Raw genomic sequence first — 22048 nt, forward strand, 5'->3', positions numbered from 1 at the left:
TTCTATGCTGGAAATAGGACAGCTCGTTGACAATAAATACAGAATACTGGATATCGTCGGCAAGGGCGGTATGAGTGTAGTTTATCTGGCGCGTAACGAGAGGGCAAATAAATCTTGGGCAATTAAGGAAGTCCGCAAGGTTGGAGAAGAAAACCTTGAGGTGAAAAAGAACAGTTTAATTGCCGAGACGGAGATGCTAAAAAAATTATCGCATCCAAACCTACCCACAATTGTAGATGTTATCGAAACGCGAGATACTTATCTCGTTGTAATGGATTATATCGAAGGTAATGACCTTGCCGAAGTGCTTAAAGAGTATGGTGCTCAATCCCAAGAGAAGGTCGTCGATTGGGGATTGCAATTGTGTGACGTGCTTCAATATTTGCATACACGAGATAAACCGATTATCTATCGTGATTTGAAACCGGCAAATATTATGCTTGAACCGGAAACCAGAGACGGCAAGAATAAAATCATGCTGATTGACTTTGGTACGGCTCGTGAAGTTAAAATTGCAGATGCTAATGATACCATTAGCCTTGGAACAAAAGGTTATGCTGCACCGGAGCAATTTGGCTCCAACGCTAAAACAGATGCCCGAACAGATATATATTGTTTGGGTGCAACGCTTTATCACCTTATAACAAATCATAGTCCGGTTAATGAAGTGATGAAGCCAATTAGAGAAATCAATCCTTCACTATCACAAGGATTAGAAAGTATAATTCAGAAATGCACAGAATATGATCCGGATAAAAGATACCAATCTTGTGCAGAGCTTACATATGCTTTAGAACACTATAGAGAAATCGATGATGCTTATCGGAGAAAGCAGAAAAGAAAACTTACTCTCTTTATTGTGTCAGTTAGTATGATTATTGTTAGCCTTATAGTTTCGCTATTTGGATTCATCAGCGCTCAAAACAGGAAGTCTGAAGATATTGAAACATATCTTTCTGTTGCCAGTAATGAAACCAACACAAGAGAACAGAGACAAAAAGCGTACTATCAAGCTATATCGCTTGATCCAACTGATGAGAGATTTTATAGTGGGGTACTGGATTTGTTTCTTTCTACCGATGAAGCAGGAAATCCCGAACAAAATTCTCTTTCTATTGTAGAAATTACGGATTTGGATTCATTAACAGTTACTAATAATAAAGGTGTTCAGCCTCTATCTGAATTTCAATCCCGTAATAAAGCTGGTTATGAGAAGTTCTGTATGAACACCGGCATTAGTTGCTGGTATTATTATAAAAGCAGCACCAAGGCAGAATCAAAAGCTGCTGAGTGGTTTAAGCGTTATTTGGATTCTGTTGGCGACGTTGATTCCGAAGAAGTAAAATTTATCAATATTTACTATTCAATAGGACAATGCAAGAATGAGCAGAATGCGAGAAAAGCTGAACTTAAAACGAAATACGAGGAGCTTTGGAGTTTGCTTAATAATTTGTATTCGGTATGTGAACAATCAAGTGACGAAGAAGCAGTAGCACTTGGCTGCAAAGAGATAGTAACAGAAATTGATAAAAATTGCGTGTCATTCGCTGATCTTGAGTCTATTTCAGAGTCTACACTTATCGATAAGGTCGATGAGGTTAAGATACTGGTGGATAAAACATATATGAAGGCGGATAGCAGCATTAAGCAATTGATTGAAGGAGAGTTTACTTCCATAGATTCCAATGGTCAGAAAACCGATATCCCCGGTTATTTCTCATCGGTAAAAAGTCGGATAGAACGTAATCTTAGAGGTAGGTGATATTATGTTTTCTTATGATCAGTACAATATAATTTTTTTCATAGGTATAATGCTTGCCGGTTTTTTTCTTATTCTTTCCGTTGTTCTGTTCTTTGTGCTAAAAATACCGGCCGTTATCGGTTATTTGAGTGGTTCCACAGCCAAAAAAGAAATCGCAGAAATTGAGAGTGGAACAAAAAAAAGGACGCGAGTTCAGTCAAATGCTGATTCACCTAAAACAAAGGTTACCGAAAAAATGCCGGATACTGCAAAGATGGGAAAACCAGATGAAGAAACTAATATACGAGGAACAACAACAGCAAGTCTTTCTAAGGAGTTGTCCAATCATCAGTCGTCTAATAAGAAGTTTCAAGAAGAGCAAACAAGTGTTTTGGTCACAGATTCGGAGGCATCAGATATTCGTCAATCAGAGGGAACAATCGTTGCGGATACAGAATATGCTGAGCAAACATCTGTTTTGGATGAAGGGACATCTGTGTTGTATTCTAATATTGGAAAAGATGTGAACTTCAGTGTGCGAACAGAAATAGTGCTGTTTGTCAGCAATGAAGTCATTGCGTAAGGAGCAGTTAGCGTGAAAATTTCATTTAGGTTTTTAGCTATATCAATTATTTTTTTGTCAATAAGCGCCTTATCAATAGCTTTGATTCCTCTATATAGTATGATGGGGGATGAAAAGAGTGTATCCATATCCTACGTTGGTACAGCCTTACTTTGGATAGGAATTATTGGTGGGTATATTACGTTGTTTCTGTTCTACAGACAGTATAAACAGCTTAATGCAAAGGGGAGTATTGGTGCAATCACGTTTTTTAGAAACAGATATGCTTCCGTAGTCGATTTGATTCTGATTCTTGCTGTTGCGCTTGTTGTTGTTCTTTCACTGTTAAAGACAGGTACGGTGGGAATTTTCTCACTGTTGTTTGGAATAGTATTTCTGCTTTTGAATTTACACTGTATATTTAATGGCAGAGTTTATCATACACTATTATCAAAAAAGAGGAGCGGTAGAAATGGATAAGTCTGTAAAAACTTTTGCGTATCGATTCATTTCCATACTTTTGTCAGTTCTAATTGTGATTTCGGCCAGTTTAGTCGGATTGATTTCAACGAATGCTATATCATCAAATGAGATAAAGGCAGGAGATGGTGCGAGACTGTTTACGGTTATCACTTCCAACATTGATAAAGCATTTTGCTATTGGTGGAAGGACGAAACTGAAAATGGGTTTATTGCGGATGCAAACCCGAAAACAAACAATACAGAAATATTCTGGAATTTTTCTATTCCGGATTCAGCAACGCAAGTAACGATTACTACAGAAGATCACTGGAATGAAAATCCAGAAAGTGATAATGCTGATATCAAGTTGACTGATGCATTGACTATTGGAAGCAAGATGTCATCTCATCTTGTAATTAATCTTGCAAAATCAGAAAAGACACTCTCTGATTTTGTGAATACCAGTTTATCAATCAAGAAGCAAGATGAGCCTATAATTGTTAAAAAAGGTAATTCTGTTGATATTGCGAAATTTGAGGATTTCAAAATAGAAGGCTCTTTAGCGGATTATGTTGATAATGTTGCTGGTTATGAGGGCGATACACTTGTAGCCAATGTTTCAGCAAACAATACGATGTCTTACGCAACAGAATCATTGGGAAAACATACTATTGAATTCGCTGTTACTGATGCAATTGGAAATCTGGTAAAGGCAGATAATGATTACACAGTTTATAATAAGACCAATCGGGAAGAGTTATCCTTTGAAGGTAATACTTCCGTGTCAATGGTTTTTGGTGTTGCACAGAAGCCATTGGCTATTAAAGGTTTATCTGAAAATGATTCTGTCAGCTATACTTCTTCCAACCCAAATATAGCAGTCGTAGATAGCGATGGAATGATTGTGCCCGTTGGAGTAGGTAATACAACAATAACTGCGACTGTTGCCGAAACAGACAGCTATTTTGAGGCGTCTGCCGATTATGACGTTGAGGTTAGTGCTGGAAATGGTAACGACTATGTTGCGTTTGCGAAGAATGTGGATTTTGATACTCCGGAGAATATTGTATATGGAGAAACTTTTGAGAATCCCGTTAGCTTTAATTCTGCGGCCAATCCTGATGCAGTTGTAACGTATTCGTCCAGTGATGAAAGCATAGCAACAGTTGATTCAAACGGAACCGTATCAGCTGTTTCCGTTTCAAACACTGCAGCAATTATTACCGCTAAAGTAACTGGTTTATCTAATCTTACAGATGCAGAATTGCAGTATCAGCTTTTTGTAAATAAGGCTGAGTTAACTGTTCCGGACGAAGATATAAAATCCGAAACGGTTGATTTCAAACCTGAGTTAATGGTAGATTGCTCTGATAATTTTAAGCTTCCAATAACGGATTATGCTGCAAAGTATGAAATAACCTCTCAAAAAGCCTTGGACAAAAAAACAATCAAGGATGCTGCAACCATTGATAGCGATGGCGTCCTTAAGGTTAGCAGATCGGGTATCTTTGAAATAAAGGCAACTATTTCATCTGATAATTATAATGATAAAGAATTAGAATTCACCGTAACTGTAAGAAAAGCAGACCGAACTGATTTCAGTTATGAAGAAAACACAAGAAATCTTTTTGTTGGATGTTCATATGATATACCTGTACCTGCAAATCTGCTTGGAACAGAGTTTTCTATAGCTGAAACTGACAAGGATTACGCTAAACTCGAAGGTAATAAAATCGTTGCATTGAAGAAAAAAACAGACGGTGTGGTTGTAACTGCTTCTATTGCAGAGGATGATTGTTACAAGGCAGCGCAAACCAGCATCACGTTTATCCTTGATTATTTTACTCCGGCTGAGAATCCCCCCTATACTATTTCCGGAGAGACTTCGTCTACTTCAATTGAGTCAGCTTATGTTGGTGATGTAACAATTAAGCCCACCGGTGAATATAAGATTGCGTTATATAACGAAGACGCGTCGAATAACACAGAGCTTCAATTCTCAGACACAATTACATTAAGCAACAATATCAGCAATCCACGAATTGTACTCAAATCAAACAGTTCAGTTGAAGGATTAACAGGTGCTGTTTCAGATGTGATTGATACCGGTCTCTTCTTGGATAAAACAAAACCAACCGGTACAATCACTGCAAATGAGCTTGAGAAGAGCTTTAATGCATTATTACAGCTTATCACATTTGGTCTTTATACACCGTCACAAACATTCACGATTGAAGCTGAAGATAATGAATCGAATGCATTTGAATCCGGAAGAGACGGTGACTTCGGTGATGTTCGGATTGAGTATTATATTGATAAGGAAACTGTTGAGGGAGAAAGCAAAACCGCAGCTGATTTAGATGAGCTTGCGTCCGAAAAGTGGATAGAATATGAAGATACATTCACAGTTAAGGATATAAATGCAAGAACTGTTGTGTATGCAAAACTTACCGATCCCTTTGGAAACTATCAATATATATGCACAGAGGATATTGTGTTTGATACCGAACGCCCGCGTGTAACAGTATCATTTGATAACAATTCATTTAGCGAAGAGTACTACTTTAATGCGCCAAGAACAATGACGGTTGTAGTTGAAGATGACAACTTTGTTCCGAGCGATAATATGTTTGCTATTTCCGCAAAAGACTTTCAGGGAAAAGGAATCGAAACACCGAGCGTAAACTGGAACGGAAATACAGCGACGGTGAATTTTACTGTCGATGGCTTTTATGAATTTGATGTAACGGACAACTTAGTCGATCTTGCAGGAAATAAATGTTTGATTACATATGATGATAACACAAGACATGCGAACAAATTTGTTATAGATACTACAGCTCCCAAAGTTCTGGTAACATATAATAACAATAATGCGCAGGATAAATACTTTGACAATTTCAGAGAAGCGACAATTACTGTAGATGAGCCGAATTTTACTGCGAAAGAAAACATGATTGAGATTACAGCAGTAGATGCTGAAGTTCCTTCCGTAAAATGGGAGAAAAACGAAGCGAAAGTGGAGTTTTCCTCTGAGGGCGAGTTTACATTTGCAATCACTGATGGATTTGTTGATAAAGCCGGAAACAAGGCTGAGGTAACCTATAAAGATGGTACTGTTGCTGCTGAAGATTTTGTCATTGATAAAACAAAACCTGTAGTTGAGCTGTCTTTTGACAACAACGATTCTGACAACAGTTATTTTAACAGCGAGAGAATTGCGACTATTACTGTGACTGACAAACATTTCGTTCCGAGCGATGGGATGATTAAAGTAATAGCACAGTCTGCTACGCCTGATGAGGTAGAAGCTCCTGTTGTAAAGTGGAACGAAAACGGTAATATTGCTACTGTTGAATTCAAGGACAACGCTCATTATAAGTTAGAAATCACCAATGCTTTAGTTGATTTGGCGGGCAATGGTTTTGATGAAGTGAGTGTTGATAAAGGAACCGTCTATGCGTATGAGTTTACAGTAGATACGGTTGATCCTATTGCTGTTATCAAATATGATAACAACGATGTTAAAAACGACAAGTATTTCAATACAAACAGAACTGCTACAATTGAAGTTGATGATGTAAACTTTGAGGGAACTCCCGATATGCTTAAGATTACTGCCGAAAACGCAAAGGGAGAGATGCATACCCCGGAGCTTTCATGGGATGGTAATGTCGGAACGATTGAGTTTACAGAAGATGGTGTATATACAATAGAAGTAAACGAGAATAAATTCAAGGACAGCGCAAATAATATTTGTCATCTTGGATATCCTGATGGAACGGAGGCTCCGTTCGAATTCGTTATTGATAAAACAGCTCCTGTTGTGAGTGTAGAGATAACGAATACAGACAATGTCAACGGCGATTTTTACAATCAATCAAGAACGGCAAAAATTTTGGTAGAGGATGACAATTTTGTTGCTCTTGAAAAAATGATTTCTGTTTCTGCTAACGATGTCAACGGAGACGTAACTTCTGCACCAAGACCTGATTGCGGTGGCAAGAGTTTTGAGATAGTATTTGACGGTGACGCTAAGTACACTTTCTCACTTACAGAGGAATTTGTCGATAAGGCAGGAAACAATTTCACCATGGCAGAGGGCTCGGAGGAATTATATGAATTTACTGTTGATCAGTCTGCTCCGGAGTTCCTTGAAGTTGAGTATATTCATTCCAAAGACGGATTGAGCGGAACTTTCCAGAAATTGATTGAATTGTTTACCGGTAATACTGTATTCTTCCCTGATGAAGTGAAAGCAAAGATTACAGCAAAGGATAAGGATTCAGGCATCAATAGGATTGAGTATTCGGCGCCTGCTGTTGGAAATCAGATTGGTATCAAAGGCGTTGAAAAAAACACAACCGATAATTCAGTTGTTACAGAGGGATTTAGTGTTGAGTTTGTAATTCCTGCGGAATATATTGGTAAGGTCGATGCAACGGCGTATAATAATGCGGAATTGGCAACAACCACAGATGAAGGTGAAATTGCAGTAAGCAGCGAAAAACCATCTGTAAAACTAGAACTGATTAATGAGAAAGAAGATTATAGATTTTATAACGGTAAGCGTTACTACAATACAGATGCTAAGCTTCGTGTAACGGTTAGAGATGTTTTCTTTGATGCGCAAGGTCAGGTTAAAGATCAGCTCGCAATAAGAAACAACCTTACAATTACAGAAAAAACCGATAATGGTGAACCTGTTTTACTAACTATACCGAAAACATCTGATTGGAATAGAGTAGACGGAACTAACGAATATTATGCCGATTTTGTCATTTCATCCGAAGGTGAAAAGCGAATTGAAGCTTCATACATCAATAATGTTGGTAAAAAAGCAGAAGATGTATTTTTGGATAGTTTTGTTATTGACCATACTGTTCCAACGGCGATGATTTCTTACAACAACAACAACGTTGTAAATGGTAAGTATTTCTCTTCACCAAGAACTGCAACAATCTCTGTAAGCGATAACTATTTTGAGTTTACTGATTTGTCATTTGACCAGAGCAAAGATAACGTTGAGAAAATGTTTGAAATCTCCGCTGAAGATATCAATGGTAAGATAATAGACAATGCTTTACCAGAAGTAACAATCAGTGAGGACAAGCAGAGCGCAACCCTTTATTTTGAGAAAGATGCAAATTATAAAATATCTGCTGTGGCGGATAAGTTTGTGGATTTTTCAAATCAGCAGGTACAACTTTCCGAGGCTGACGGAACGGAAGCTGCGTTAGAATTTTGTGTAGATAAAACAGATTCTGAATTCCTTGAGGTTGAATATGTACATTCCGATGAAGGATTGACCGGTACATTCAAGAAACTGGTTGAATTATTTACGGGCAATACTGTTTATTTTCCGGACACAGTCACTGCAAAAATCACTGCAAAAGACAAAGTTTCCGGTATCAACAGAATTGATTATTCTGCTCCCGAGAGCGAAAAAGCAACTGAAAAAGATCTTATTGGAAGTATAATGCTAAAAACTGCTGAAAACAAAGATATAAGCGAAAGCTTTAGTGTATCATTTAATATTCCGGCAGAATTTAAAGGAAAGATTGCTGCAACAGCGTATAATAACGCGGAATTAACAACCAACAGTGATGAAGGAAATATTATTGTTAGTAAGAAAAAACCCGTAATTTCACTTCAGATAGTAGACACTAAAAAACCGGTCACTCACAATAGTATTGACTATTACAACGAGGATGTCACTATTAGAGTAAAGGTAGAAGATGTGTTTTTTGACGCCATTGGTGAGCGTGCAAATTCAAGCTCGACCAATTTAATTATCACAGAGGCAACAAACGATTCATATAAGAATTTAGATGTTAATTCCCTTGTGTGGACAAGAATAGGAGAGTCAAACGAGTACTATACAGATATAAAACTTGAGGTTGAAGGTACAAAGAGATTCTATGTTTCTTACAAGAATAATGTTGGCAAATCTGACAAAAAACAATTGGAAAATTTCGTTATCGATAAGACTGCTCCTGAAGTTTCCATTAAATTTGACAATAATAATGTAAGAAATGAAAAGTATTTCAATGCCAAGAGAACAACAACAGTAAAAGTTACTGATAAGTACTTTGTTGGATTGAATAATATGCTCTCCGTTACCGAGAAGAACAAAAACGGAGCAGTTCCGACTGTAAGCTATAAGTATTCTTGGGATGCTGCGAAGCAGAACGCCACAATCACATTTGAAAAGGATGCATTCTACACCTTCAACATTTCAAATGAATTTGTAGATCTTGCGGGCAATCGTCCTAATGTTCATTATGCTGATGGCACGAAAGCTCCAAACGATTTTGTTGTTGATGCTGCGGCACCAGATGAACTTGAAATACTGGTTCAGGGATTGGAAACACACGAAAGAATTGATGACATCAAAGTCAATAGTCAGCACAGTGATATTCCGAAGTATTATAATAAATCGGCCGAAGTAGTCATTTCCGCTAATGATGCACTTTTGAATCCGGAGGATCTAAAGCTCGAATATTCGGTTGTTCTTTCTGATGCTACAATTGATAAAAAAGCATACACAGGTTCGTTCAGTTTCTCACCTGACAGAACGTTCACTGTAACGGCATATGTTGAGGACAAGTCCGGAAATAAGACACAGATTCATTCCAACAAAATTATTTTGGATAAAACTGCACCCGACATTGACGGCATTTCTCCGGAAATAAAGCTTAACGTTAATTCAAATCAACCAAAGATAGACAAAAACAACGAAAAGCTTTATAACGGGAATGTTATAGTTGATTTTGTGATAACAGATCCGATTTTCAACAACAGTTGTTCTGGATTGAATCCTTCCGAACTCAAATATGAGGTGCTTAACAACGGACAGCGTTCACAATCAGGTGTATTGTCAGGCGCAGCTATTCAGTTTGATGGAAGATTACAGAAACTCTCCGGTTCAGTAACAGTTGAAGCAGATAAGAATAACAGTAACTTTGTTGAATTGCTTGTTTATGCAAAGGATAATTCTGAGAATCCTGCTCAAGATTCTGCAAAGATGCGAATTGATATAACCAATCCTACAATTGATGTTTCGTATTCAAATAATTCTCCTGACAGCAGTTACACTGAGTATTTCAATAATTCTCGTACTGCTACGATTCAAATTACAGAGCGCAACTTCAACGAGAACAAAGTAGTTGTTAAAGCTACAAAGGATGGTGCGGTATTTACTCCCGGATTGAGTTGGAGTCATTCCGGAACAGCAAACACAGACTCTTATATCCATACGGCAAGCATCGAGTATGCAGATGACGCGGATTATACTTTTGATATCACGTATACCGATGAAGCTGATAATCCGGCAAGTGCTGTGAATTATGGCAATTCTGTTGCTCCAACTAAATTTACGGTTGACAGAACAAATCCTGAGATTCAGATTTCTTATAATTACAATGAAGCTACAAACGGCAACTATTATAACCAGCACCGCGTTGCAACCATTACAGTAACTGAACATAATTTTGATGCGCAAAGGGTAACGTTCAGTTGTACAGCAAATGATAACGGTGCAACCGTAACTGCTCCTTCGCTCTCTGGATGGAGTGATTCGGGAGATATTCATACAGCCACTGTTTCCTTTGATAACGATGCGTTATTTGTAATGAATATTAGCCTTAATGATATGGCAGGGAATGCAGCAAATACGGTTGAGGAGCAAAGGTTCTATGTGGATACTAAAAAGCCCGATATTAAGCTGGATGGATTGGAGAAGAATTCAGCAAATAAGGGAGAAAAGATTAGCTTCACTCTTTCAACCTCCGATCACAATCTTAATGCCTCAACTTATGATATGAAATTTACAAGAATTGATATCAATGCCGGGGATGGGAAGAATGTGTTTAACTCGGATCATGAAGTGAGAACATCAACGGAGATTACGTATTCAGAAAGCAATCTCGTAAATGATGGTATTTACAGAATTACCTGTACAGCAACAGATATGGCAGGAAACAAAACATCGACATCAGAAATTGTCAATAACAAGGGAGATAAAATGGGTGAAGATGAAATACTCTTCTCTGTAAATCGTTCTGGATCAACATTTAGTATTAAGGACGATGTTCGTGAAATCATTGACAAGGGATATGTTCAGGAAATATCAGACGATATCGTTATTACTGAGATAAACCCGGATAAGGTTGACAAGTATGCAGTATCGCTTAAGGTCGGCAATGACCAGCCGAGAGCACTGAACGAAGGAGATAACTTTACTCGTCTGCTCGATGACAGCAAGCCTGACAAGTGGAAACTCTACACCTATACAATTAAAAAAGATAACTTTATCGATGAGGCAGCCTATAGTTTGGCGATTACGACAACCGATAAGGCAGATAACACTTCGTATAGTGAAACAAAGAATCCAGATTATTCTAAAGAACCGGATGCTAAAATCAACTTTGTTGTCGATAGAACAATTCCGCAGGTTGTTGTAAATAACCTCGAAGAAGGCGGTCATTATAATGTTGAGACACAGACAGTTGATATTGTCGCTAACGATGATAATCTGCTTCAAAATGTAGTAATCGTTCTCAACGGTGAAACTGTTAAGGAATACTCGGAAGAAGAATTAGCTGAAAACGGCGGCAGAATGACTCTTGATATTCCAAGTTCTGAGTCGTTACAAAACCTTAAAATTGAAGCTGTGGATGCTGCGGCAAATTCAACCGAGGATACCGAGGAAACAGAAGTTCACTTTAATAGTTTCCTGGTAACCACCAACTTATTCATCCAGTTTATCAATAATCCGGTGCTTGTCATTTCGTCAATTGCAGGTGTACTGTTGATTGCAGGCGGTATTGTGTTCTTAGTATTAAGAAAGAAAAAGAAGTCTGCAAAATAGCAAGTGTTCATGAAAAAATGCGTGATTTGAAATGAAAAGACATATGGAGGTCATTCATGATAAGGTTCATAAAAGGTGACATTACAAAAGTGAATGACGTTGACGCAATCGTAAACGCCGCCAACAAATCTTTGCTTGGTGGCTGAGGCGTTGACGGAGCTATTCACCGAGCTGCAGGAGTACGCTTAAAAATGGAATGTCTCAAGCTTCATGGCTGCGAAACAGGAGAAGCAAAAATAACCAGAGCATAAAAGTTACCGTGTCAGTATATTATCCATACGGTAGGACCTGTATGGAAAGGTGGAACTCATAATGAAGCAGAGTTGCTCGCGGCTTGTTATACTAATTCATTGAGATTAGCGCAGGTGCATGGGATTCGAATAATTGCTTTTCCATCTATTTCGACAGGTGTTTACGGTTATCCATTAACACAAGCAGCGATGACAGCAATTGAGGCTGTGAAGAATTATTTGTTTCATAATCCCGATAGTTTCGATTTGGTTGAGTGGGTTTTGTTTGATGACAAAACTTATGAAAGCTATTTATCTGCAAACGATAGATTCAAATAAAAACATTTATGGAATTGTGAAATTATAAAAGTAGCCATTCTACATTTGTGGAATGGCTATTTTCGTCTAGTATTATAATGGTGGAGGATTCATTTGTGAGAAATAATCTTGCATAAGAATCGAAAAAGTTATTACCGTATGTGACAATAAACATTGTATTCTCATTTGTTTTGCTCCGTTAGGAGATGCCGATGAAATATGGAATTATAGTTTTGCAAGGAACATTCAAATAAATTGTTTCCTTATAAATACTGTTGTATTATTCAAACACCGTTACTGATAGAAATAAATTCTGTTTTGGGTAAAACATTTACATTTAAATTCTATAAGAGGAAATGAAAGAAAGAGAAATGTGCAGTATAGGTAAAATTATTGACAACAAATATGAACTTAAACAATATATTAACAAGGGTGGAATGTCGGTTGTATATTTGGCAGTGAACATACACTTGGGTAATCGATGGGCAATAAAGGAAATCAAAAAAACAAACGAACAGTATAATCAGTTTTTTATTAACAGCTTGATTGCTGAAGCCGGATTAATGAAAGATTTAGATCACCCTGCCTTTCCCAGAATAGTTGATATTATAGATACTGATGAATATCTTTATCTGGTGATGGACTATATAGAAGGTCAGACCTTAGAACAAGTTCTTAATGAGTATGGACCGCAGGATGAAAAAACGGTTGCACGGTGGGCGATTGAACTGTGTGGAGCACTGTCATATTTACATAATCAGAATCCACCGATTATATACCGAGATATGAAGCCTTCAAATATAATTATAAAACCAAATGGAAGTTTGAAAATAATTGACTTTGGTACAGCTCGTGTATTTAACCCACAAAAAGCTAATGATACAGTTGCACTCGGAACAAGGGGGTTTGCTCCACCGGAACAGTATGCAGGGCGAACAGATGCACGTTCTGATATTTACGCTTTGGGAATGACAATGAAGTATTTGGTAACTGGAAATAATCCATGCCTTGAATACTCTTCAAATACATATGAAACAAAGCAGATTTCGGAATCAATGCAAGCTATTATTGACAAATGTACAGAAATAAATCCCGATAATCGCTATCGAAGCTGTGAAGAACTTGCAAATGATTTAGCTCGTGTGTGCAGTAATAGTAAAGTCAAAAAGACTAATACTCTGATTAAGATAATTATTCCAGTTGTTGCAGTAATTGTTGCTTTGGGAATTACAATTACTGTTATTGCTGTTAATAATGCCAATATTACGAAAAACACTCAAAGTGAAAACATGTCGACATCTGCATCTGCGACAATTGTATCTACTAACCATATTTATACAGTGCCGGACACAGTTGGAATGGGCTATGAAAAAGCATTATTGCTGCTAAAAGAATCAGGATTTACTGTTGAATCAGAAGAAGAATACAACGACAATATAGAATATGGACACGTTATTAGGCAAAGCGTTCAAGCTGGTGAGCAGTTTGAAAAGCCGCAAGTTATTGAGCTTATTGTAAGTAAAGGCAAAGAGAAAATAGATACCGATACATCAGAGGTTTCTTCTAATTCTAAAGTTTCTTCAGAAAGCGCTAATGAAAACGGAGAATATATAGATTATAATTCCGTCAATAGTAGTAAGGGTAATGAGGCTTCTAATGAAGAGGATTCTTTGAATAGTGGTAACTTAGAAAACAGTGATAATTCCAAAAATGATAGTGAATATTCAGATGTTATCTCACCGGAACAGAGTTTTAATGAACACGGAGGACAAGATGGTGGCGAAATTGACGGTGGAGGTGGTAATGCAGGTGGTAGTCATATCGGTGGTGATGGTGCTGACGCTGCTGCTCCGTAATAGTAATCATTTGTTTCTGATTATTACAACAGAGAACTTTATAACTATATAATTATTTAGAATGCAAAATGATTAGTTGTATATTGGTGACATATGTGTATCAAAAAGGCGTGCTGTGGCTTCGGTCATAGAGAAGTGTTTGAAAACATTACAGAGAAAGTAAATAAAGCTGTTTTAGTAGCGGTAGAACAAGGATGTGAAGTCTTCTATACGGGAGCTAAGGGGCGATTTGATGAGATGTTTTCATCCGCGGTTAGAAGACTAAAGAAGGGCTATCCAAACATAAAACTAATTTGCGTTAAACCGTATTTTTCTAAAGATATCAACGAGAATGGAGACTACCTTTATTCATTGTACGATGAAATAATTATCCCAACAGTGTTAGCAGACATTCATTATAAAAAGGTTATTACCCAAAGGAATCAATGGATGATAGATAGAAGTAACATCGTGATTGGATATTCGATTCGTGACGACGGTGGGGCAAATACAGCTATAAAAAATGCAAAGAAACAAGGAAAAACAGTATTATTGATAAAGAAATAAAGATAAATAATTGTTGTATATTTCGAGGTGTGTTATGAAAAGAGGGTTATTTAATTTTTTACCCAAAAAGCAGTTTTCTTTAGAAAACAAAAAAGTTTCTATTCTGGGAGATTCAATCAGCACACTCGTTGGTTGGAATCCAATGGGATATAATGTGTTTTATAAAGATGAAATTTGCTTTGAAGCGGATATATACAATTATTCTGATACATGGTGGGGGCAAGTAATTGATTATTTTCATTGCACTCTATTGGCTAATAATTCATGGTCAGGCAGTAGGGTAACTAAGCTTCCAAGTAGAACCGAGTTGTTTCCTTCAGGATGTAGCTCTGAAAGAATAAACGGACTTACAATTGGAAATGAAACGCCTGATATTGTATTTGTTGCGTTGGGGGACAACGATTGGGCAAATGGAGCAAAGCTATATAAATGCAGCGTACCGGAAGAAAGCTTTACAGATGCATATCAAATTATGCTAAATAAAATAAAAAGCGCTTATCCGAAAGCCAAAATATACTGTTTGAATCTTTTTACAACATTTATTCCCAATAGACCGACTTTTGTATTTCCAAAAATCTATCAAGGAAACAATATTGAAGATTACAATAGGATGATTGCTAAACTTGCCCAAAAGAATAAATGTCAATTAGTTGATATCTATTCAAAAAATATTAGCATTAGTACGATTGATGGGTCTCATCCAGATAAAGAAGGGATGGCTGTATTGGCACAAATTATAATTGGAGAAATAACCAAATAAAGGAATAATTTTATATCAGTCAAGTTAAATAAAGGAAAAAGGATTGTTATGCGAGAAGAATTATACGCTGCTATTACAGTCTTTTCAGATGTTTATTTGAAATGCAAAGTAAATATAGTGAAAGAGAATAGCGTGTTTTTTACTGACTTCAATTTTAAAATTGATATTATAAGCACTCACAATGATTATATACAATTTAAATTCTATGATGAATACATTAATAACGCTTTTTACAATAAGACACAGAAGCTAGTAGCTAGACGGCTTGGAATCCATTTAGATAAATCCCTTTTGCTCGAAAACGTGGTTTTGTTTGATGGAGAAACGACAGCTGTATTTATGGATTGCCTTATAATGATTTGCAAGTATCCGATTGACGTTGAAAGTTTCAAAAAAAGGATTGGGTTAGAACTAGTTGGAGGTCGCATACCCAATTTGGAAGTAATAAAGAATCAATTGAAAATAAATAATCGAGTTAACGAATTTACGGAGATGTTAGATTACTGCAACAGTAACATTAGATTGGCAAAGGTAACTAAGCAGCTGATGAATAATACCATAGTGTATGGGGAAGGTTTTGTGAGCAAAAAAGCACCTAAAAGACAAGGCGTTGTATATTTCGAAGAGAATCTAACACTATTATCAGCTGAAAGGTATTTAAATACAGGCAGAAGAATAGCGGTGTTGAATTTTGCTAATCCTGTTGAGCCAGGTGGCGGTGTTTGGAGAGGCGCCAATGCACAGGAGGAGTATCTTTGCCGCTCTACCAATCTTTACAAATCACTGACTTCAAAAAACGCTGAAAAATACTATGCCGATAACAACAAAATTCGCTCAGGTAACCAGTTCAACAGTATGTTTCTCGGAACAGATGAGATTATTTATTCACCAAGGGTCACAGTTCTAAAAACGGTAGGTGATTATATTGCGCAGTGTTTGATAGGTTATAAAGAGATTTACGCAGATGACAGCTTTGAAATAGACATTTTAACCTGCGCGGCTCCGTTTTTCAGCGGCTCGGGGTATATTCTTCCTAACGGAGATTTAAAGTATCTATTGATGAGAAGAATCAAAAATATTTTTGAAGTAGCCATCGAGAACGGCGTAGACGTTTTGGTGCTGGGCGCATTCGGCTGCGGTGCATTCCATAATCCGCCGGAGGTTGTTGCGAATGCATTTAGAGAGTGTTTATTGGAATCAAGATACATAAAATCGTTTGATGAAATAGTTTTTGCGGTTAAACGTGAATCTATGCCATCAACGAATATTGAGGTGTTTGAGCGACTTTTTTCCAATTTTCCTGCATGTAATGAATACGGGCATGAAAAGCAAATAAAAAAACAGTTGCGAGGTAATTCGCGTAGATAAGCCTGTAAAGGACAGAGGTGTAGATATGATATATACCCCACTAACTAAAAAAGCCCTAATTATATCATTTAATGCTCACAAAAATCAAATTGATAAGAGTGGTATGCCATATGTGTATCATCCATTTCATCTTGCGGAACAGATGAATGATGAGTACTCAACTTGTGTTGCTTTACTTCACGATGTTGTGGAAGATACAGATATAACTCTTGTTGATTTGATGAGTGAAGGGTTTCCTGACGAAGTTATAGATGCGCTATCTTTGATGACACATAACGATGACGTGCCATATTTGGATTATGTTAGAGCGTTAACGAATAATACTCTCGCAAGAAAAGTTAAGCTGGCGGATTTAGCCCATAATAGCGACTTAACTCGTTTAGATAAAGTAGAAGACAAGGATCTTGAAAGGGTAAAGAAATACAAACAAGCTATACTCATGCTTGAGATGGCAGAAAAGAAAGATTAGAAAGCCAGTGCTTTTCAAAACAAATATATATGAGCAATTTATATATGCACCCGTTTAAAGTGTTTCAAATTGTAAATCTCTATTTTCAGTATCTAATTATTGATTGATTTTCTGAACTCTGTAGATGATAGTATGATTAGTGGATATCAGCTGATATTTATTGATGACGATGATATCCCCGAATTAGCGGCTCCCGGTATCTCTCATATGGCACCGAGCTATTTGTGCTGGGTAAATGACGGCAAGCTTTGCAAAGGAAACATGTCGTTCTCCGGCTTTATGTATTTAGAGTGCCAAAATAAATATCTGTACGAGGGCGGTTTCACGGGTAAGGGCGTCGATTATATCAGACGAATCAACGGCGATTCGGAAGAAGTAGTGGCGGAAGGCGAAATCTGCACGATTACCGGTCAGGAATCATACGTTTGGAATGGCGTGAATTATTCAAATATGAGTGAATATGAAGCCGCAAAGAATAATGATTTTAATAAAGCCGAAGCGCAAAAGGTTGACAATCTGATAACATATTCCGAAATTTGCGCGCAAATCAGAGATTATTAAAACATACTGGTTCAAATTAATAATCCCAAAACAACTTACAATGTTTTGTGTCTTTGAATTACGAGGAGGATTAAAGTGTACATTAAATCACTGAAAAAAATATCTGTTATTCTATTTGCAACAGTTGTTTTTTGCTGTATTTTCATATTGTGTTCTTGCGGAAACAAAACTGATTCTTCGATAGAGGTTACAACAAATAATACGATTGAGCCTACCACTGTTAGTGAAGCCACCGATAGTAATGATGCTACAGAAAATAATAACGATGCTGCCTTTAAAGTCGGCAAATACTTGGTAAATATTGATAAGAAGATTATTTGCGCAAAGGATGATGGCCTTTATTATAAAGAAAGTCTGGAATCCGAAGGGAAAAAACTAAGCAACGAAAAAAATGTATACACTATCATGTCCGATGGTGAAACCGTTTTTTATGGCGAAGGATATGACATTGCTGATTCCAATCAGAGAAATACTCCCAAAAAAGTATATAAAACAACGATATCTCAAAACACTTCGGATTTATTATTTGAATCGGATGGTTATATTGAGCTGATTGGTATTCGGAATAATTGTATTTATTATCTTGACCAAAACGAATCAAATCAATCGGCTGTTATGAAATTCAATATTTCCGATAACAGCAAATCAAAACTCACGAAGGACTGGAACGGACAAATCATTTTTTCTTGCGTTCTTGGCAATAAATTATATGCTTATTTGAAGAATAACGATAACAGCAATGGTACGTTTAGGGCATATGATTTATCAACGGAGAAGTTTGAGGATATATACAACGGCATGATGACATATAGTATCTTCCATGATGAGAATCGCGTTGTATTTGATACGTTTTCAATTTCGGAAAACAGCGGAAACAAGAATGATAATCATGTCACATATACTGTCGAAAAAGACGGAACGGTAAAAAAATCGCCTGAAATAACGGAAGACTGCAGCTTTGAATATGCTACGTCAGACGGAAAATATGGCTTGTATTTCAGCACACCGAGCAGTGGAAAATTTGATTTATACACAATAGACTTAGAAAGCGGAGAGGTGTTTACCTCCGAGAACGACGCTGCAAGTTGTATCGGAAAAAATTATTTTGTGACCAGCGATTTGCTGCATCCCGAGAATATCTATTTTATGTATAGCCTTAGACTATATGACATGAACACGAAAACCGCGAAGAAACTCTCTCATGAAGAGTATGAAATTAATATCACAAAGCCAATGTGGATCATAGACGGCTGTGTTGTGGATTGGAATTTGAAGACATATAAAATATATGGAGAACAAGAAGAAACCGTAGCAGAAAACCAGACATCAAAAAATAGTGATGATAATTCTTTTAGTTACACCGAAGGAGTATTTTCATCTGACACAAGTCCCATTGTTTTAACAATTAAAGAGATATCTAATGGCAAGGTGGTTATGCATGGACAACAAGGCAGCCAGAATAAAGCTTATTTCCCGCATGCAGAAGGCAATCTGTATGACGGAAATAAAATGGATTTCGAAACTGTTGATAGTTGGGGCAGCCATTATACAGGACATCTGGAATTACACGAAGACAGCGTTGATTTATCGATGACGCTGACAAAAAAGTCAGTTTATGCAGAAAACACTATTGAATGTGATGTTACTTTATTTAAAGAGTGATATTCATACAGAAAGGTGATAAGTAAAAATGGGAAAACGAATCGGTATCGTTTCGATAATCAGCATTGTACTGTTAATATCCCTTGGTTCTTGCGGAAGTGAAACACAAACACCCGAACCGACTGCGCAAGCAACAGAACTGGTAACTACATCTCAAATGGTAACACAGCAGGTAACTACTGCCGAACCAACTACAGCCGAGCTAACTACCGAACAAATCACAGAGGAACCCTCAACTGTTGCAATAAGCTCAGAATGGAAAGATATGTATATCGATTACATCAGCAGCATTGATATAGGCGCTGGGATGGAAAAATTCGCTTTAATTGATGTGGATGGAAACGGCATACCGGAGTTATTTTATAGTTCAGGGTTCGAAATGGGCGGCGGTTCTATCAGCACCGTTTCTCAAGGTCAGATAAACACAATCAGAACAGGAAGCGGCGGCATCTTTTATTGGAACTCACGTGTTTCTTGTATCGTCGGCAGACAGGGTAGGTATGCGAAGAAAGTCTTTTATATCAGCGGAGGAACCTTACAGTGTGTATTCGATGGTGCCGAACGCGCACAGTCGATGGATTTTGACATGGATAACCCGAATGATTTTACATATTCCTACCGTTTGGATGAAAACAGCAACTACCAAGATGCTTCCTACGATGAATACAACAGTGCATTCTTAAACGCATTCCGTGAAAATGGAAAGGTACTTGTCAATTTTGAATACGACAGAGCCTCTGTTTTTGATGCGATAAACAATTATTAGAATTTGAAAAAGGAGCATGAAATATGAGAGAAAAAAGAATTGTTCCGTTATTCCTGTCAGCCCTGTTGTTATACGGAGTTGCCTTATGCGCATGCAGCGCGCAGAAAAACACGGACTCATCTTCAAAGATCGAAGTTACAACAGCAGTGCAAACTGTTACCGAGCAGAAAACAACAGTGGAAACAACTGCTGAAGAACCATCAACAGAAACAACGACCATCAAAGAACAAGAAACAGCAGCACCGGCAACGGAAACCGTTCAAAACGAGAGCTGGAAGCAAATCTATTCGGATTATGTCAATAGTATTTCAAATTCCGATTATTATGAATACGCATTGGTGTATGTAGATGAGGATGACACCCCCGAGCTGTATATGCACGGAAAACAGAGACCGATGAGCAGTGAATTGTGTTGGATATACAATGACGAGGTGTATTCTCAGAGGTTGATGATTGATGGATTTCTTTATTATGAAAGAGAAAACCTGTTTTTGAGTACCGGCATCCAATCAGGTGTTCAAGGAGATTTTGTTTACAAAATCAATGGCTCTGAAGCAACTCAAGTTTACAAAGGCACTGCGAGCAGATTGATTCAGGGACAGGAAAGATTCATATGGGACGGCGAAGATGTTTCCGAAGATGAGTACAATTCCTTGAGGGCAGAAGTATTTGAGTCTTCGAAGGTAAAAACTATAACGGGTTTTATGTCATTAGATGAATTTATATCAAACCTAGAACAAAAATAAATAGTTATAGTCAGATGTATATCGGTTTGTTTCTTAAACTATAGTTATTAAAAATACAAATAAACTAATACGTCCCCTTCGTTTTGCGAAGGGGACGATTGTGTTTCTGCCATAAACAACTATATTGGTTTATCATCAGTTTTCATATTCATCGAATTCAGGTGGAAATCCGCTGATATCAATAATCCTGTCGATTTGTAAATCAATCGTCGGGATTTTTTTATTTTCTATATCGTCCGAACCATATAGAATCATCTTCTTTGCAAAGGTGTCAATCTTCTTTACAATACCGATCCTTGTCAAGTATCGGCCACCCTCCTTTATCACATCAGGCTCAAAGTATGTAAACGAGAGCGTCGGGTGTCCTCCGTCTTGCAGTAGCAGCTCCACTAAATCCATTTTTCGGTTCAAAACTTCAAGCTCTGCCTCGGACAACTCTATCGGTTTGTAAGTCAATCGCGCTTCCTCGGTTACCATATCATCAAATCCGGTCAGCGCAGCGAAAGGGGCGAACTGCGCGGCTCGATCATATAAGGACATATGCTGACGTTTTGAGGATTGAAAGTGGGGGAGATGGATAATATCAGCATAAACGATTCGTGCATCCTGTTTGTCGTTCATTCCGCTTTATGACCTCCCACTTGACCATTGCGTTCTTTCGTTGTAGCACCTTCCATGAGGTTCATACCCTTGAGAACAACATTTTTTCCAAAGCGCCCTTGCAGATTAAGCATGGCTCTCTGTATATTTCTTTCTTTTTCCTCGCTTTTTTTCTCAGCCTCGCGTTGTTTTTGGACGGTTTCGTAATCAAAAAATAAACTTAGTTGCTCCGGTCCATCCGCCGGTATGTCACGTTCTCGTATCAGATTGCAGGCACAAACATTAACGCGCCGGATGAGAAGTTCAGGGTCAATTATTCGTGTAAAAAGCTCCATCATCGTTTGCATTATTTTTTTTGTGGAGTTCGTGTACTGGAGCTGTTCACAATACGCTATGGTGATATAAAGAATGAACCGTATGAAACCCAACGGCTTATAAGTATCTATAAAAACCAGAAAAAAGCAGATTGTTTCCCAATTGAACTATTCAATCGGACAGTTGATAGCATCACATTCGGATCGGACAATAC

Annotated in this window: 15 protein-coding genes and 1 pseudogene; 14 read left to right on the forward strand and 2 right to left on the reverse strand. The window is 37.5% G+C overall.

The window, feature by feature from the left end; genetic code table 11:
* Positions 1-4: 4 nt before the first annotated feature.
* The 14 genes and pseudogenes from AB1I49_RS06000 to AB1I49_RS06065 all read left to right on the forward strand — a co-directional run bounded on the left by AB1I49_RS06000 (position 5) and on the right by AB1I49_RS06065 (position 20919).
* Positions 5-1762, forward strand: a complete 1758-nt coding sequence (locus tag AB1I49_RS06000) for a serine/threonine-protein kinase (RefSeq protein ID WP_407720436.1) — start codon at positions 5-7, stop codon at positions 1760-1762.
* Between the two features lie 4 nt (positions 1763-1766).
* Positions 1767-2324, forward strand: coding sequence for a hypothetical protein (locus AB1I49_RS06005; RefSeq protein WP_407720437.1), 558 nt, complete (start codon positions 1767-1769; stop codon positions 2322-2324).
* Positions 2325-2336: 12 nt separating this feature from the next.
* Complete coding sequence (locus AB1I49_RS06010; RefSeq protein ID WP_407720438.1) at positions 2337-2783, forward strand: hypothetical protein; 447 nt, start codon at positions 2337-2339, stop codon at positions 2781-2783.
* Positions 2776-11637, forward strand: a complete 8862-nt coding sequence (locus tag AB1I49_RS06015; protein ID WP_407720439.1) for an Ig-like domain-containing protein — start codon at positions 2776-2778, stop codon at positions 11635-11637. The genes AB1I49_RS06010 and AB1I49_RS06015 overlap by 8 nt, the downstream gene beginning before the upstream one ends.
* Positions 11638-11693: 56 nt before the next feature.
* Positions 11694-12206, forward strand: a pseudogene (locus AB1I49_RS06020) (O-acetyl-ADP-ribose deacetylase).
* Positions 12207-12541: 335 nt separating this feature from the next.
* Positions 12542-14041 (forward strand): serine/threonine protein kinase, encoded by a 1500-nt coding sequence (locus tag AB1I49_RS06025; protein ID WP_407720440.1) that lies wholly within the window; start codon positions 12542-12544, stop codon positions 14039-14041.
* A gap of 93 nt (positions 14042-14134) precedes the next feature.
* Complete coding sequence (locus tag AB1I49_RS06030) at positions 14135-14587, forward strand: DUF1273 domain-containing protein (protein ID WP_407720441.1); 453 nt, start codon at positions 14135-14137, stop codon at positions 14585-14587.
* Positions 14588-14621: 34 nt separating this feature from the next.
* The gene (locus AB1I49_RS06035) at positions 14622-15347 is read left to right on the forward strand and encodes an SGNH/GDSL hydrolase family protein (protein WP_407720442.1); all 726 of its coding nucleotides are present in this window, start codon (positions 14622-14624) and stop codon (positions 15345-15347) included.
* A gap of 48 nt (positions 15348-15395) precedes the next feature.
* A complete protein-coding gene (locus AB1I49_RS06040; protein WP_407720443.1) occupies positions 15396-16715 on the forward strand; it encodes a TIGR02452 family protein in 1320 nt (439 codons plus the stop codon).
* Positions 16716-16740: 25 nt separating this feature from the next.
* Positions 16741-17184: a GTP pyrophosphokinase gene (locus AB1I49_RS06045; protein WP_407720444.1), complete on the forward strand. Its 444-nt coding sequence runs from the start codon at positions 16741-16743 to the stop codon at positions 17182-17184.
* A gap of 99 nt (positions 17185-17283) precedes the next feature.
* Positions 17284-17745 carry a hypothetical protein gene (locus tag AB1I49_RS06050; RefSeq protein ID WP_407720445.1) on the forward strand — a complete coding sequence of 154 codons (462 nt, stop codon included), beginning with the start codon at positions 17284-17286 and terminating at the stop codon, positions 17743-17745.
* 75 nt (positions 17746-17820) lie between these two features.
* A complete protein-coding gene (locus AB1I49_RS06055; protein WP_407720446.1) occupies positions 17821-19407 on the forward strand; it encodes a TolB-like translocation protein in 1587 nt (528 codons plus the stop codon).
* A 28-nt stretch (positions 19408-19435) separates the two neighbouring features.
* A complete protein-coding gene (locus AB1I49_RS06060) occupies positions 19436-20173 on the forward strand; it encodes a hypothetical protein (protein WP_407720447.1) in 738 nt (245 codons plus the stop codon).
* 23 nt (positions 20174-20196) lie between these two features.
* Complete coding sequence (locus AB1I49_RS06065) at positions 20197-20919, forward strand: hypothetical protein (protein WP_407720448.1); 723 nt, start codon at positions 20197-20199, stop codon at positions 20917-20919.
* A gap of 135 nt (positions 20920-21054) precedes the next feature.
* Here AB1I49_RS06065 and AB1I49_RS06070 read toward each other — a convergent pair whose 3' ends face one another.
* Together AB1I49_RS06070 and AB1I49_RS06075 are read right to left on the reverse strand one after the other, a co-directional pair.
* Positions 21055-21540 carry a YolD-like family protein gene (locus tag AB1I49_RS06070; RefSeq protein WP_407720449.1) on the reverse strand — a complete coding sequence of 162 codons (486 nt, stop codon included), beginning with the start codon at positions 21538-21540 and terminating at the stop codon, positions 21055-21057.
* On the reverse strand, positions 21537-21857 hold the full coding sequence (locus AB1I49_RS06075) for a hypothetical protein (RefSeq protein ID WP_407720450.1): 321 nt from the start codon (positions 21855-21857) through the stop codon (positions 21537-21539). The genes AB1I49_RS06070 and AB1I49_RS06075 overlap by 4 nt, the downstream gene beginning before the upstream one ends.
* Positions 21858-22048 lie beyond the last annotated feature (191 nt).

The sequence above is a fragment of the Ruminococcus sp. NATIVEDY160 genome (genome assembly GCF_045819885.1).
Taxonomy (GTDB): Bacteria; Bacillota; Clostridia; order Oscillospirales; family Acutalibacteraceae; genus Ruminococcoides.